This is a genomic window from Micromonospora sp. ZG13, from assembly GCF_059359355.1.
This window is the reverse complement of record NZ_JCADBQ010000024.1, coordinates 35,781-49,543: the sequence shown is the minus strand read 5'-3', so window position 1 is coordinate 49,543 and position 13,763 is coordinate 35,781. Positions and strand designations below refer to the sequence as shown.

Genomic DNA, 13,763 nt, shown 5'->3' with positions numbered 1-13,763 from the left:
CGCAGACCGTGCAGGTGTCGGCCTACCCGGACCACTACGCCCAGTGGGAGCAGCAGGCCGCCGACCTGGTCGCCGAGCACTGGAACAGCTGACCCGAGCAGTGTGAACGACTGCCGCTGGCCGGCACCCCACCCGGGGTGCCGGCCAGCGGCGTCTGCGTGGCGGCCCCGATCGGGTGAACCGGAGCGGACGATCGCCATTCCTTGTGCCGGTGATCGGCCGTCGCTTGTCGCCCCGGCCGGCGCGGCAGCAGACGTCGGCGTCACCGCTGCGGTGACGCCGACGTCGTCCCGCTCGTTTACGGGGCGACCACCCTGCCGCCGAAGGTCACGACGAGGCGGCCGTCGGACGCGAAGGACCAGCCCAGGGCGCCGGAGTACTGGGAGCACCGGGATCCGTTGGTGCCGGACCAGAACTGGTTCGAGCTGTCGGAGTTGCCGACGATCTTGTCGTTCGAGCCGCCGTCGCACGAGGTGTTGTTCCGGAACACCGAGGAGCCGCCGTCGAAGGTGAAGTTGCGTTCGGTGTTGCCGATGCTGGCGTTGTTCGACACCTGCATGGTGCCCAGATTGCGGTTGTAGGTGAATCCGTGCTTGCCGTTGTCGTAGGCGATGTTGCCCCGGACGATGTGGTTCACCCCGATGTCCTCGCCACCGAGCTTGTAGCCGTTGCGGTCGCCGGCCCCGGCCTGGCCGCCGTTGCTGAGGGTGCCGTTGTCGTAGGCGAGGGAGGACTCGATGGTCACCGCGCCGATGGCCCCGGTGTCGCTCTTCGTGTAGAGGTCGTAGCCGTCGTCGATGTTGTTGTGGGCCACGGTGTAGCGGAAGACGTTGCCCGGGCCCACGGTGAGCTTCGGGGCGAAACCGTCGGCGTCCTCACCGTCGGAGTCCACGTTGTCGTGCGACACGGTGCTCACCACGAGGTTGTTGGCGGGCCACTGGTCGCGGGGCGCGTTGGCCACCAGCCGCGAGAGCTGGAGCCCCGAGTCCCGGTTGTGGCGGGTCACCGTACGCTCGATGATGTTGTTGTTTCCGGCGAGCAGGATGCCGTTGTCCCCGGCCCGCTCGACGATGATGCCGCGGATGTGCCAGTACGATCCGCCCACCGCGAGGCCGCGGTTCGCCGGGTCCTCACTCTGGGCCGAGAAGTTCAGGATCGGGGTCTCGCCCGGGTAGGCGAAGATGTTCTTGCGCGCGCTCGACGTGCCGTTGTTGCCCTGGCCGATGGTGATGGTCTGCGAGTAGCGGTAGGTGCCGCCGCGCAGGTAGATCGTGCCGCCGGCGGTGATCCGGGTGATCGCGGAGGTGAGCGTCGTCGGGTTCGCCTCGGTGCCGGCCGCGCTGTCGGTGCCGGTCGGTGCCACGTACAGCGTGCTGCTCGACGGCGGGGGCGTGGTCGGCGGCGGTGTGGTGGGTGGGGGCGTGGTCGGCGGAGGCGTGGTCGGCCCGGTCGTCGGCGGCGGGGTCGTCGTACCCGAGGCGTACGTTTCGAACTCGGCGACCCTCGGGGTGCCGGTCGAGCTGGTGATCTCGAAGTTGATTTTGCGGAGCGAGGTGGCGGCGAAGCTGATGGCCCCCGCCCCGGCGCCGCTGGCCAGGGTGGTGCCGGTGTCGTTGTTGACGACCCGCCAGGAGCCGATGGCCCCGACGGCGCCGGCCGCCTCCCGGATGTTGATCGAGGCCACCGTGGTGGCGGAGTCCCACTTGATCGAGATGCGACCGGTCGAGCCGACCGGTGACCAGTAGGTGCTCATGTTGCCGTCGCGCACGTTGCCGTAGCTGGTGCCGCTGGCCTTGCTGGAGCCGTCGGAGTCGCCCCCGAGGCTGAGGTTGGTCGCGTTGGCGCTGACCGATGCGGGAGTGGGGCCGCCGGACGCACCCGACGCCTGGGTCATCGGCAGCGCCGCGGCGACCGCGGCTGCGGCGGCCACGGCGGTGCCGCCGGCGAGAAGCTTGTGTCGCACTGCGGTTCTCACTGTTGGACTCCTCAGGAGTAGGCACGGCGCGGGGCGCTGCCTTGCCGCCCGACACCGCAGGTGGCTTCGTGTCCGCACCCTCGGCCCGGTCGAGAATCGGAAACATCGATGAAACACAGGCTAGGAAAGCGCTTGCCGGCGAGGCAAGAGTGGGAGACATGCAGGTTTGTTGCATCCGGCGACGCGCGCACGACCAGGACCGGGCCGGGTGTCCGGCTTGCTGTCGTACCCGTGTGTGAGGCTTCGGAGCGTGGCGACTTTCGTTCTGATCCACGGCGGCGGGGGCAGCGCCTGGGACTGGCATCTTCTGGCCCCTGAGCTGGTCGGTCGTGGCCACGACGTGGTGGTGCCGGAGCTGCCGATCGAGGATGCCTCGGCGGGGTTCGCCGAGTTCCGCGAAGCGGTCGTCGACGCGATCGGCGACCGGAGCGATCTCGTTGTCGTCGGGCACTCGTACGGGGCGTTCACCGCGCCGCTGATCGCCGACAGGCTGCCGGTGCGGCTGATCGTCCTGCTCGCGCCGATGGTGCCGAAGCCCGGTGAGAGGCCCGGGGACTGGTGGGACGACACCGGTCACCGGGTCGCGGAGGGGCTGAGCGGGGAGGAGCAGTTCTACAACGGCCTGCCGGCCGAGACCGTCGCGGAGGCCGCGGCGCACAGCCGGGCGCAGGTCAGCGCGGAGTGGAACGAGCCGTGGCCTCTGGACGCCTGGCCGACCGTGCCGACGAAGGTGCTCATCGCCCGCGACGACCAGTTCTTCCTGGCGGACTTCCAGCGCCGGGTGGTCACCGAGCGACTCGGCGTCGTCCCGGACGAGATCGACGGTGGGCACTCGGTGGCGCTCAGCCATCCGGAGCGGCTCGCCGACCGGCTGACCGCGTACCTGCTCGGCTGAGAGGCGTCAGCGGCCAATCAGTCGAGGCAGAACTCGTTGCCCTCGATGTCCTGCATCACGAGACACGACTCGTTGTAGCCGTCGGCGCGCAGCAGTCGCACGCGTACCGCGCCGAGCGCGACCAGCCGCGCGCATTCGGCCTCAAGCGCGGCCAGGCGCTCTTCGCCCACCAGCCCGGTGCCGACGCGTACGTCGAGATGCAGCCGGTTCTTGGCGACCTTGCCCTCGGGAACGCGCTGGAAGAACAGTCGCGGGCCCACACCCGAGGGGTCGACGCATGCGAACGCCGAACCCTGTCGTTCGGGCGGCAGTGCGCGATCGAAGTCGTCCCAGGTGGCGTACCCCTCCGGTGTCGGCGGTACGACGTAGCCCAACACCTCGCACCAGAAGCGGGCGACGCGCTCGGGTTCCGCGCAGTCGAAGGTGATCTGTACCTGCTTGACCGTGGCCATCGACACACCATAGCGACTGTCAACGCGGGTTGACAGTCGACGCGTGTCAACGTAGGTTGACGACATGAGTCAGGCAACGGAACTCGCGGCGGCAGCCGGCAGCACCGACCCCCGGGTCGGGCTGCGCGCCGTCCGCGCGCTGCGCCGGCTGCTCGAGCGGCTCGAGGTGGTCCAGGTGGACAACGCCCGTCGACAGGGCTGGTCCTGGCAGGAGATCGCCGACGAGCTGGAAGTCAGCCGGCAGGCGGTCCACAAGAAGCACGCCGGTCGTCCGGCGGTCGGATCCTCCTGGGAGGCGTGATGTTCGAACGGTTCACCGACCGGGCCCGCACGGTCGTGCGCGACGCCCGGGACGAGGCCCGGACCGAGGGCCAGCGGCCCGTCGGCACCGAGCACCTGCTGCTCGCCCTGCTCTCCGACGGCGACAGCCTCGCCGCCCGGGTGCTCGCCGAGGCCGGCCTGCGCGCCGACGACCTGCGCGCCCGCATCCGCCGGCACACCGAGCGGGGAGCCACCGGCCTCGGCGACGCCGACGCCGCGGCCCTGCGCGAGATCGGCATCGACCTGGCCGCCATCGTGGCCCGGATCGAGGAGTCCTTCGGCCCCGACGCGCTGCGCGAGGCCGCGCCGGCGCCGCGTCGCCGCTGGGGTCGTCGGCGGTACGCGGGCGGCCCCTTCTCCCCGCGCGCCAAGAAGGTGCTGGAGCTGGCCCTGCGGGAGGCGCTGCGCCTGCGCCACCGGCACATCGGCACGGAGCACATCCTGCTCGGCGTGCTCCGCGAGGGCCACGGGCTCGGTGCGCTCGTGCTCACCGAGGCCGGCGCCGACCTCGACGACCTGCGCCGCCGGGTGGAGACCGCCCTGCGCACCCCCGCCTGACCGACCGCCCCTTCCTTCCCTGAAGTCGGCGGCGACCCCGCCTTACCACCCGCCCCTCGACCACGAGGTCGGCGGCGAACCCGAGCGTCGTGGCGTCGGCGACGCCCTTCAGGTCGTTGCGGCGGGGAAGGCGGCCTTCCCCCGCCCCGCTCCGTCGATCATGGGATCGGCGGGGCGGTCGACCTCGGGAACTGCCGCCAGCCTCCCGGACGACGGGTCGCGGCAGGGCGAGGCGGGGTGCGGAGGAGGTGGAGGGGCGCAGGGGCGCGGCAAACGTGTTTGCGCTGCGCGTAACGTCACCGCGCCGCCGGGTCGCTGCCGTGCCGGATCTGCTGCACACTGGCGCCGTGGATGCTGGACAGGACAAGGGACGCCCGGCGCACGACGGCGGTCTGCGCTCGGCCGTGGTGGTCAACCCGGTGAAGGTGGCCGACCTCGACGAGCTGCGTCGTACGGTCCACGACGCCCTCGCCGCGGCCGGTTGGCCCGAGCCGCTGTGGTTCGAGACCACGGTCGAGGACCCGGGCCGGGGCCAGACGGAGGAGGCGGTCGCGGCCGGCGTGGACGTCGTCTTCGCCTGCGGCGGCGACGGCACCGTGATGGCCTGCGTCAGCGGCCTCGTCGGCACCGACGTGGCGCTCGCCGTGCTGCCGCAGGGCACCGGCAACCTGCTCGCGGCAAACCTGGGGCTGTCGGGTGACCTGGCCGCCGGGCTGGAGGTCGCCGTCGAGCGTGGCCGTCGGCTGCTCGACGTCGGCGCGGTCGAGGACCACTACTTCACGGTGATGGCCGGCATGGGCTTCGACGCCCAGATGCTCGCCGACACCTCGGAGACCACCAAGAAGCGGATCGGCTGGCCGGCGTACGTGGTGGGGGCCGCCCGACACCTGCGCGACCGGCCGATGAGGGTCTCCATCCGCATCGACGACCAGCAGCCGTTGCGCCGCCGGGCCCGCTCCGTCCTCGTCGCCAACGTGGGCCGCCTCCAGGGCGGTGTACGCCTGCTCACCGAGGCCGAACCGGACGACGGCTACCTCGACGTCGCGGTGCTCACCCCGCGTACGCTGCGGCACTGGCTCGCGCTCGGCTGGGCGGTCGTACGCAAGCAGGACAGCGTGCCCCGGATGGAGGTCTTCCGCGTCCGACGGGTGGAGATCACCAGCAACCGGGCCCAGCCCCGGCAGCTCGACGGCGATCTGATCGAGCCGGGGCGCACCCTCAAGGCCGAGATCCGGCGACGGGCGCTGTGGCTCTGCGTGCCGCAGCCGGAGCAGGATCCCGACCTGGCCGAGGACGCGAAGGCGGCCGCCGAGCGTGGTGAGCAGTTGATCGAGGAAGCCCGCAGTGAGTAGCACCCGGATCGTGCCGGAGACCCGGCTGATGTCCGACGAGGAACTCAACGCCGACGACGCCTGGCACACCCTGCGCCGGCAGGGCGGCTGGCACCTGCTGCGCGACGCGTTCATCCGGTTCCGCTACGGCGACGGGTTCAGCCACTCGCGCGCCTTCGCGCTGCAACTCTGTCTCGCCGTGGTGCCGTTCCTGATCGCGCTGACCGGCCTGATCAGCGAACTCGGCGTGGAGGAGGGCGGCCAGGTCGTCGCCGACACCGTCCTGGCCCTCACCCCCGGGGCGAGCGAGCCGATGGTGGCCGAGCTGCTCGGCGAGGGGGACCGCACCGAACGCGCGGGCGAGCTGGCGCTCGGCCTGGGCATGATCACCGGCCTGGTCGCGCTGACCAGCACCATGGCCCAGATCGAACGCGGGGCCAACCGCATCTACGGCGTGGAACGGGACCGGCCCGCGCTCTGGAAGTACGTCCGCGCCACCATCCTCGCCCTCGCCGCTGGCGTCCCGGCGTTGACCGGGTTCCTGATCCTCGTCGGCGGCGGCCCGATGGGCGACTCCGTGCAGCGGCACTACGCCTGGGGCGAGCTCGCCAACGCCGTCTGGGACGTGGTGCGCTGGCCGCTCAGCCTGGGTCTGACCGTCCTCGCCGTCGCCGTGATCTTCCGGCACGCCCCCCGCCGCAAACAGCCCGGCCTGTCCTGGCTCTTCTTCGGCGCCGGGATCGCCACCGCCCTGTGGTGGCTGGCCAGCCTGCTGCTGGCCGCGTACGTGCGCTTCAGCGGGGGGTTCGGCCAGACGTACGGGGCGCTGACCGGGATGATGGCGCTGCTGCTCTGGGCCAACCTGACGGGCATGGCGCTGTTCGGTGGACTCTCCTTCGCCGCCCAGCTCGAGGCGCTGCGCATCGGCGTGCGGGAGCCCGCCCAGCCCGATCTCTGGGAGCCCGAGGCCCAGCGCGAGGAGCTTCACGACACGGGCGAGATGAGCTCGCTGTAGCTCCGCATCGGACACCCCCGGTGTACGCGGAGCGCCGATCGGGTATTGCGGCACGCCAGAAGCGAGAGGGAGGCTGCCGTGGGCGCGGTCAAAGAGGCGTTGCGACGACCCTTGGGTCACTTCACCGAGCGGACCCTCGCCGGTCTGGCGATCGTGCTCGGTGCCGGGGTCGGCTTCGGGGTGCTCCTCGTGCTGGTCCGGACCCGGTGGACCCCCCTCTACGACGTCGACCACGGCGTGGCCCAATGGCTCAACGACCTGGTCGCCCCGCACGGACCACTGGTGACCGTGCTCAACGCGCTCACCGACCTCGGCGGGCGGGCCGTCATCATCTGGCTGGTGTCGGTCGCAGTGGTGGGCCTGCTGATCCGCAAGCAGGGCCGGCTCGCGGTGTTCCTGATCGTCACCGGCGTCGGCGCCCTCGTCCTCGACCCGGCGCTCAAGACCCTGGTGGACCGGCTGCGCCCCGAGGTGGAGGTGCCCATCGGCACGTACGCCGGGGACAGCTTCCCCAGCGGCCACGCGCTCGGCTCGATGGTCGCGTACGGGGCGCTGCTGCTGGTCTTCCTGCCGGCGATGTCGCGCCGCTGGCGCAAGCCCGCGATCGCCCTGGTCGCCGTCGTCGTGTTCCTCATCGGCCTGACCCGGATCGCGCTGGGCGTGCACTTCGTCTCGGACGTGCTGGGGGCCTGGCTGCTCGGCGCCGCCTGGCTCGGCGTCACCGCGTACGCCTTCCGGCTCTGGCGGTTGGAGCGGGGCCGTCCGGTCCCGGCGCTGACCGACGGGCTGGAGCCGGAGGCCGCGCACGACGTCGCGCCCGCCCCCGACGAGGCGCACCTGCTGCCGCACCCCCGGGCCGCCGTGTTCGAGCTGATCGTCGGCTGGGTGCTCATCCTCGGCGCGCTGTACGGCTTCGGCATGTTCGTCAGCTACTACGCCGGCGGCACCTTCTTCGCCACCCTCGACACCGACGTGCCACGGTGGTTCGCCGAGCACCGCACCCCGGGCAGGGACGACTTCAGCTACTGGTGGAGCAAGGTCGGCGACACCCACGCGATCCTGCTCATCTCGCTGGTCTTCTGCCCGCTCGTGCTCGCGGTGTGGCGGCGCTGGCGACCGGTGCTGTTCGTGGCGTTGACCATGTTCGGCGAGCTGAGCCTCTTCCTCGCCTCCGCCGCCGCGGTCGACCGGCCGCGCCCGCCCGTCGGCAACCTCGACGGGCCGATGCCGACCTCCTCCTTCCCGTCCGGCCACATCGCCGCCACGCTCTGCGTCTGGGTGGCGATCGCGGTGATCGTCTTTCCGCGTACCGACCGGTGGTGGCGGTGGATCTTCGTGGCGCTGGCGGTCGTGATGCCGGCCGGCGTGGCGATCAGCCGGATGTACCGGGGGATGCACCACCCCACCGACTTCATGGGCGCGATCATCCTCACCACCCTCTGGATCGGGCTGCTCTACTGGGTCGTACGTCCCAACGAGGACCTGCGCGAGGGCAACCGGCCGAGCATCGAGTCCGAGGACGTGGACACCCTCGACGACGAGCTGGCCAAGGCCGGCCGGGCGGACTGACCCGGCCCATGCTGCGGGCGATGACCTGGAACATCCGCACGGGCGGGCGCGACCGGGGCGGCGCCGACCGCCGGGACCTGCTGGTGCGGGTCGTCGCCGCCGAGCGGCCGGACGTGCTGGCGTTGCAGGAGTTGCGGGACTTCGACGACCGGCCGGCCGCTGCGCCTGCCCCCGCCGGTGGTCGCCGAGCAGATGCGGGCGGCGTGCTCGCCGACTTCGCGGGCCGGGTGGGGATGCGCCCCCACCTGGCCCGGTCCTGCTTCGGTCAGCCGGTGGCGGTGCTGCTCCGCCCGCCGCTGCGGGCGCTCGCCGCGACCCGGGTGCGCCGGCCGTTCCACCACGCCGCGCAGCGCGTCAGCGTGGCCACCACCGCGGGCGCGCTGACGGTGCTGAGCGTGCACCTCGACCCGTACTCGGGGTTGCGGCGGCGCGTCGAGGCGGGCTGGGCCGCCGCCGCGTTACGCCGCGCGCCGGGGCGACTGGGGCTGCTGGCCGGCGACCTCAACACCCTCGACCCGGTGGCCGAGCACACCGACCGCGTCGCCCGGCTGCCGGCCGCGTACCGCCGTCGTCACCTGCGCCGCGACGGTCGGACGGTGGAGACCCGGGCGGTGGCCCGGCTGCTCGCCGCCGGCCTGGTCGACCTGTACGCGGCGGCCGGCCGGCCGGACGACGGGCTGACGGCTCCCACCCGGCATGGGGGCGGGGCTGAGTTCTCGGGGATGCGGCTGGACTACCTGTTCGGCACCGCCGCGCTCGCCGAGCGGGTGCGGGACTGCCGGGTGCTGCGCGGCGGCGAGACCGAGTACGCCTCCGACCACTACCCGGTCGTCGCGGACCTCGACCTCGACCCGGCCTGACCACCTGGCCGTCCCGAGGGCCGCGAGGACGGCGCGTTGCCGGTGCGGACTACCGTGAGCTGGTGATCGACTCGCCGAGTCCGGAGCCGGGGCGCACCGGGTCGCCGCCCGCTCCGCTGCTGGTCGCCGTCGCCCGGGGAATCGCGCTGGTCGTGGTGGTGCCGCTGCGGTTGATCTGGGAGCTGGTCGCCGCCGTCGGCGGCTGGCTGCACCGCTGGCTGCTCGCGCCGGTCGGCCGTTTCCTGGACCGCTGGCTGCTGCGCCCGCTGGGCTGGCTGCTGCGGATGCTGCTGTGGGTGCCGCTGGTGTGGCTCGGCCGTGGCCTGGGCTGGCTGTTCCGGACGTTGGTCTGGGTGCCGCTGGTCTGGTTGGGGCGCGGGCTGGCCTGGCTGGCCCGGACGGTGGTGTGGGTGCCGCTGGCCTGGCTGGCGTACCACCTGATCTGGGTGCCGCTGCGCTGGCTGGGCCGCCTGCTCGCTCCGCTCGGACGCCTGCTCCTGGCCGGGCTCGCGGCGGTCGGCCGTTGGCTGGCGGCGGCGGGTCGGGTGCTGCTGCACGCGCTCGCCTGGGCCTGGTGGGCGGCCGGCCGGCTGCTGTGGTGGTGCTACGCGCTCACGCTGCGGCCCTTCGTGCTGGCGGCGGGCTGGCTGTGGCGGAACGCCGTCCGCCCGGTGGGCCGGGCGGTGGCCGCCGCGTGGCGGGCGACGGTGTCGCCGGCCGTGCGCTGGGTGCGCCGCGCCGTCGTGGACCCGGTCCGCCAGGCGACCCGTGAGGTGTTGACGGCCCTGGGCCTGCGCGGCTGACCGCCCACGCCGCCCGACGAGCGGTGCCCGAGCGAGATCTTGGCGCGAAACGGCCCCTCCAGGGACACTCCCGCACCAAGATCTCGCAAGCGCAAGCGCAAGCGCAAGCGCAAGCGCAAGCGCAAGCGGGGGCGGAGCCGGAGCGGGCTACAGGAGCAGGTTGAGCAGGACGGTCAGGACGACCGACGCGACGATCGAGAAGAGGATCATCAGCAGGCAGCCGAGGCCGCCGCCGGCCGGCCGGATCTCCGTGTTACCGATACGCATGTGATCACCTGTTCGTCAGCGAGGGGGCGAGGAGGGCGCGGATCGCGTCGGCGAGCTGCGCCGGCGCGGTGGTGGCGACGTTGTGCGCGGCGCCCGGCACGGTGACCGTACGGGCGTGCGGCACCAGCCGGCCCACCTGCGTACGCCAGGACGGCGGCACGATCGGGTCCCGGGAGCCGACGACCACCAGGGTGGGCGCGGCGATGCGGACGAGGTCCACCTCGATGCCGTTGCGTACCGAGTGCGACAGCGTCGCGTGCACCCGCCAGGGGCGGGCGTCGACGACGTCCCGCAGCAGGATCGGCGCCTGCAACGGCGCCTCCCGCAGGGTGTCCACCAGCCAGCGTCCGAACTGCGCCCGCCGGGACCGGGCGGCCGGGTCGCTGGTCGGGCCGGCGAGCACCACCGCTGCGACCGCGTCGGGGTGCCGGGCGGCCAGCGCCGCGACGACCTCCGCGCCGAAGGAGTGCCCGAGCAGGCAGACGGGCGGCATCCGGTACGCGGCCAGCCAGGCGGCCAGGTGCGCGGCGTGCTCGCGCACGTCGTACGCGCTGTCGGGGCGCTCGGTCAGCCCGAAGCCGGGCAGGTCGGGCACGTACACCGGGTGGGTGTCGGCCAGCGCCAGGGCGAGCGGGGTCAGGTAGCGGTGGGACACGGCCAGCCCGTGCACCAGCACGACCGGGGTGGCGGCGGTGCCGGGGTCGCCCGCGCGGCGGGTGTGCGTACGCAGCCCGTCGACCAGCCGCCACTCGCTGGTCAGCCCGGCGGCCGGTCTCGGGGCGGCCAGCGCGACGCGCAGCTCCGCCGGACCGAACCGGCCCGGCGGGCTCACCCGGGGCCGCCGGGTCGGCGTGGTCCTCACAGCTCGCGCAGCCTCGGCAGGAGCTGCTCCTGTGCCCAGTCCAGGAACATCGGCTGCGTCTCGCCGCCCACCTGCACGATCGCCACGTGGGTGAAGCCGGCGTCGACGAACTTGCGGAACGCCTCGACGTGCCGGTCCACGTCGGGCCCGCAGGAGATCCCCTCGGCCACGTCCTCCTCGCGGACGAACTGCGTGGCGGCGGCGAACGACTCCGGACCGGGCAGGTCCGCGTTGACCTTCCAGCCCATCCCGAACCAGCGGAACTGGTCGTGCACGATCTTGCGGCACTCCGCCTCGTCCGGGCCGTAGCAGATGGCCACCTGGCCGTAGCGGGGCTGCCCGGCGCCGCCGGCCTCGTCGTACATCTCGATGATGTGCGGGTCCGGCTCGGTCGCGACGAGGCCGTTGCCGTACTCGGCGGCGAGGGTGACCGACTGGCGGCCGGAGGCGGCGACGGCCATCGGCACCGGCCGGGCCGGGCGGTCCCACACGTAGGCGTCGGGCACGTCGTAGTGGTTGCCCGAGAAGGTCAGCGTCTCCCCGTTGAGCAGCGGCCGGATGATCTGGAGCGCCTCCTCGAACATCTCGTGCCGTTGCTGCACGTGCGGCCAGCCGCCGACGACGTGCTCGTTGAGGTTCTCGCCCGCGCCCAGGCCGAGGGTGAACCGGCCGTCCGAGAGCACCCCGACCGTGCTGGCCTTCTGCGCCACGACCGCCGGGTGGTAGCGGCGGATCGGGCAGGTGACGAAGGACATCAGCTCCGCGCGGCTGGTGGCGTGCGCGACCGCGCCGAGCACCGACCAGGCGTACGGGGAGTGGCCCTGGGAGTCCAGCCAGGGGTAGTAGTGGTCGGAGATGACGAGCTGGTCGAAGCCGGCCGCCTCCGCCCGCACCGCGTAGTCGACCAGTTGCTTCGGACCGGCCTGCTCGCACATCAGGGTGTAGCCGACGTTGACCATGGATGTCTCCTTCCGACCCGGGCGGATCATCCCCGGATACCCCGGCCAGCCCCGGTCAACCCCCGCGTCCGGTGTCGACCGACCGCTGCTTAACCGGTTCATTGCGTGACCGGCCCGACCCGCCTACGCTGATCCCTGCGCCGCCGGGAGCCGGGCGGCGGCTGCCGGGCTGCAGCCGCCATCCCCTGTGACGTCCCACCCCCACCTGGGCAGTGGGGGTCCTCCCTCTGAGGAAGGCCATGAAGAAGAGACTCTCCGCCGCCGGGGCGGCCCTGCTCGCGTTGCTGGTCGCCGTACTGGCGTTCGGCCAGCCCGCGCGGGCCGCCACCGGCTTCTCCGTCGCCGACGGCAAGCTCTACGACGCCAACGGCAGCGAGTTCGTCATGCGCGGCGTGAACCACGCGCACACCTGGTACCAGCAGCAGACCAGCTCCTTCGCCAACATCAAGGCGCTCGGGGCGAACACGGTGCGCGTGGTGCTGGCCAGCGGCCAGCGGTGGGCGAAGAACGACACCGCCGACGTCGCCAACGTCATCTCGCTGTGCAAGGCCAACCGGCTGATCTGCGTGCTGGAGGTGCACGACACCACCGGCTACGGCGAGCAGAGCGGGGCGGCCACCCTGGACCAGGCGGTCGACTACTGGCTCAGCGTCTCCAGCGCCCTCGCCGGCCAGGAGAAGTACGTCATCGTCAACATCGGCAACGAGCCGTACGGCAACCAGGGCTACGGCACCTGGGCGACCGACACCGCCAACGCGATCAAGCGGCTGCGGGCGGGCGGCCTGACGCACACCATCATGGTCGACGCCCCCAACTGGGGCCAGGACTGGTCGTTCACCATGCGCGACAACGCCGCGTCGGTCTTCGCGGCGGACCCGCAGAAGAACACCGTCTTCTCCATCCACATGTACGGCGTCTTCGACACCGCCGCCGAGATCAGCGACTACCTCGGCCGGTTCCGCGCCGCCAAGCTGCCGATCGTGGTCGGCGAGTTCGGCTTCGACCACTCCGACGGCAACCCCGACGAGGACACCATCCTCTCCTACTCCCAGGCCAACGGGATCGGCTACCTGGGCTGGTCGTGGAGCGGCAACGGCGGCGGCGTCGAGTACCTCGACATGGTCACCAGCTTCAACCCCGCCGCGCTGACCACCTGGGGCCAGCGCATCTTCAACGGGGCGAACGGCATCAAGGCCACCGCGAAGGAGGCGACGGTCTTCGGCAGCACCCCGCCGCCGACCTCCCCGCCGCCCACCACCCCGCCGCCGACGACGCCCCCGCCCACGACCCCGCCACCGTCCACCCCGCCGCCGGGCGGCTGCACGGCGACGTACACGGTGACCAACCAGTGGCAGGGCGGCTTCCAGGGTGAGGTGAAGGTGACCGCCGGCTCGGCGGCGATCACCGGCTGGACGACGAAGTGGACCTTCGCCAACGGTCAGACCGTCAGCCAGTCCTGGAGCACCGTCCTGAGCAGCAGCGGGGCGACCGTCACGGCCCGCAACGCCGACTGGAACGGTCGGCTGGGCGCCGGCGCCAGCACCAGCTTCGGCTTCATCGCCAGCTGGAACGGCACCAACGCCACGCCCGCGGTGACCTGCACCGCGAGCTGAGATCCGGCGTACCACCGGTGGCCGGGCCCGCGCGGGCCCGGCCACCGGTGGGCGTTGCCGTGCGCGCTGTCGAGCTGCCCCGTCCGTGGGACCGGCCGCCGCCGCGGACCCGCAACATCCTGCCCCGTCTGCGCGGGCAGCTCGACAGGGGCGACACGCTCTTCCGGTCCCCGACGAGCGCGGCGCCGCATGCTGACCCGCAACCTCCGGGACGTACGGCAGGGATACACCGTGTCGTGTCGGGTCAGCGCCCGGTCGGGAGGTGGCCAGCCCGGCTCTTCGG

13 protein-coding genes are annotated in these 13,763 nt (G+C 72.7%); 9 read left to right on the top strand and 4 right to left on the bottom strand.

What is annotated here, in order from left to right:
* Positions 1 to 298: 298 nt before the first annotated feature.
* The gene (locus AC5L34_RS28700) at positions 299 to 1,975 is read right to left on the bottom strand and encodes a right-handed parallel beta-helix repeat-containing protein (RefSeq protein WP_494827783.1); all 1,677 of its coding nucleotides are present in this window, start codon (positions 1,973 to 1,975) and stop codon (positions 299 to 301) included.
* A 250-nt stretch (positions 1,976 to 2,225) separates the two neighbouring features.
* Between AC5L34_RS28700 and AC5L34_RS28695 the strand changes: the two genes are divergently transcribed.
* Complete coding sequence (locus AC5L34_RS28695) at positions 2,226 to 2,870, top strand: alpha/beta fold hydrolase (RefSeq protein WP_441178060.1); 645 nt, start codon at positions 2,226 to 2,228, stop codon at positions 2,868 to 2,870.
* Between the two features lie 17 nt (positions 2,871 to 2,887).
* On the opposite strand, the gene AC5L34_RS28690 is transcribed toward AC5L34_RS28695, so the two are convergent.
* Complete coding sequence (locus AC5L34_RS28690; protein ID WP_441178061.1) at positions 2,888 to 3,322, bottom strand: VOC family protein; 435 nt, start codon at positions 3,320 to 3,322, stop codon at positions 2,888 to 2,890.
* A gap of 64 nt (positions 3,323 to 3,386) precedes the next feature.
* Here AC5L34_RS28690 and AC5L34_RS28685 point away from each other — a divergent pair, with 64 nt between their 5' ends.
* From AC5L34_RS28685 to AC5L34_RS28655, 7 genes are all read left to right on the top strand, one after another.
* Entirely contained in the window at positions 3,387 to 3,623 is a 237-nt protein-coding gene (locus tag AC5L34_RS28685) for an HTH domain-containing protein (RefSeq protein ID WP_089001290.1), read from the top strand.
* On the top strand, positions 3,623 to 4,201 hold the full coding sequence (locus AC5L34_RS28680; protein ID WP_101414811.1) for a Clp protease N-terminal domain-containing protein: 579 nt from the start codon (positions 3,623 to 3,625) through the stop codon (positions 4,199 to 4,201). The genes AC5L34_RS28685 and AC5L34_RS28680 overlap by 1 nt, the downstream gene beginning before the upstream one ends.
* A gap of 347 nt (positions 4,202 to 4,548) precedes the next feature.
* Positions 4,549 to 5,553, top strand: coding sequence for a diacylglycerol/lipid kinase family protein (locus tag AC5L34_RS28675; RefSeq protein WP_441178062.1), 1,005 nt, complete (start codon positions 4,549 to 4,551; stop codon positions 5,551 to 5,553).
* Entirely contained in the window at positions 5,546 to 6,547 is a 1,002-nt protein-coding gene (locus tag AC5L34_RS28670) for a YihY/virulence factor BrkB family protein (protein WP_441178063.1), read from the top strand. The genes AC5L34_RS28675 and AC5L34_RS28670 overlap by 8 nt, the downstream gene beginning before the upstream one ends.
* 78 nt (positions 6,548 to 6,625) lie before the next feature.
* Positions 6,626 to 8,116 (top strand): phosphatase PAP2 family protein, encoded by a 1,491-nt coding sequence (locus AC5L34_RS28665; RefSeq protein ID WP_441178064.1) that lies wholly within the window; start codon positions 6,626 to 6,628, stop codon positions 8,114 to 8,116.
* Positions 8,117 to 8,124: 8 nt separating this feature from the next.
* Positions 8,125 to 8,976 (top strand): endonuclease/exonuclease/phosphatase family protein, encoded by an 852-nt coding sequence (locus tag AC5L34_RS28660; RefSeq protein ID WP_441178065.1) that lies wholly within the window; start codon positions 8,125 to 8,127, stop codon positions 8,974 to 8,976.
* Positions 8,977 to 9,038: 62 nt separating this feature from the next.
* Positions 9,039 to 9,779: a hypothetical protein gene (locus tag AC5L34_RS28655; protein WP_441178066.1), complete on the top strand. Its 741-nt coding sequence runs from the start codon at positions 9,039 to 9,041 to the stop codon at positions 9,777 to 9,779.
* A 271-nt stretch (positions 9,780 to 10,050) separates the two neighbouring features.
* Here the strand turns inward: AC5L34_RS28655 and AC5L34_RS28650 are convergent, their stop codons facing one another.
* Together AC5L34_RS28650 and AC5L34_RS28645 are read right to left on the bottom strand one after the other, a co-directional pair.
* On the bottom strand, positions 10,051 to 10,908 hold the full coding sequence (locus tag AC5L34_RS28650; protein WP_441178067.1) for an alpha/beta fold hydrolase: 858 nt from the start codon (positions 10,906 to 10,908) through the stop codon (positions 10,051 to 10,053).
* Positions 10,905 to 11,867, bottom strand: a complete 963-nt coding sequence (locus AC5L34_RS28645; protein WP_101414817.1) for a TIGR03557 family F420-dependent LLM class oxidoreductase — start codon at positions 11,865 to 11,867, stop codon at positions 10,905 to 10,907. The genes AC5L34_RS28650 and AC5L34_RS28645 overlap by 4 nt, the downstream gene beginning before the upstream one ends.
* 239 nt (positions 11,868 to 12,106) lie before the next feature.
* On the opposite strand from AC5L34_RS28645, the gene AC5L34_RS28640 reads away from it, so the two are divergent.
* Entirely contained in the window at positions 12,107 to 13,480 is a 1,374-nt protein-coding gene (locus tag AC5L34_RS28640) for a cellulase family glycosylhydrolase (RefSeq protein WP_441178068.1), read from the top strand.
* The last annotated feature ends 283 nt before the right edge of the window (positions 13,481 to 13,763 follow it).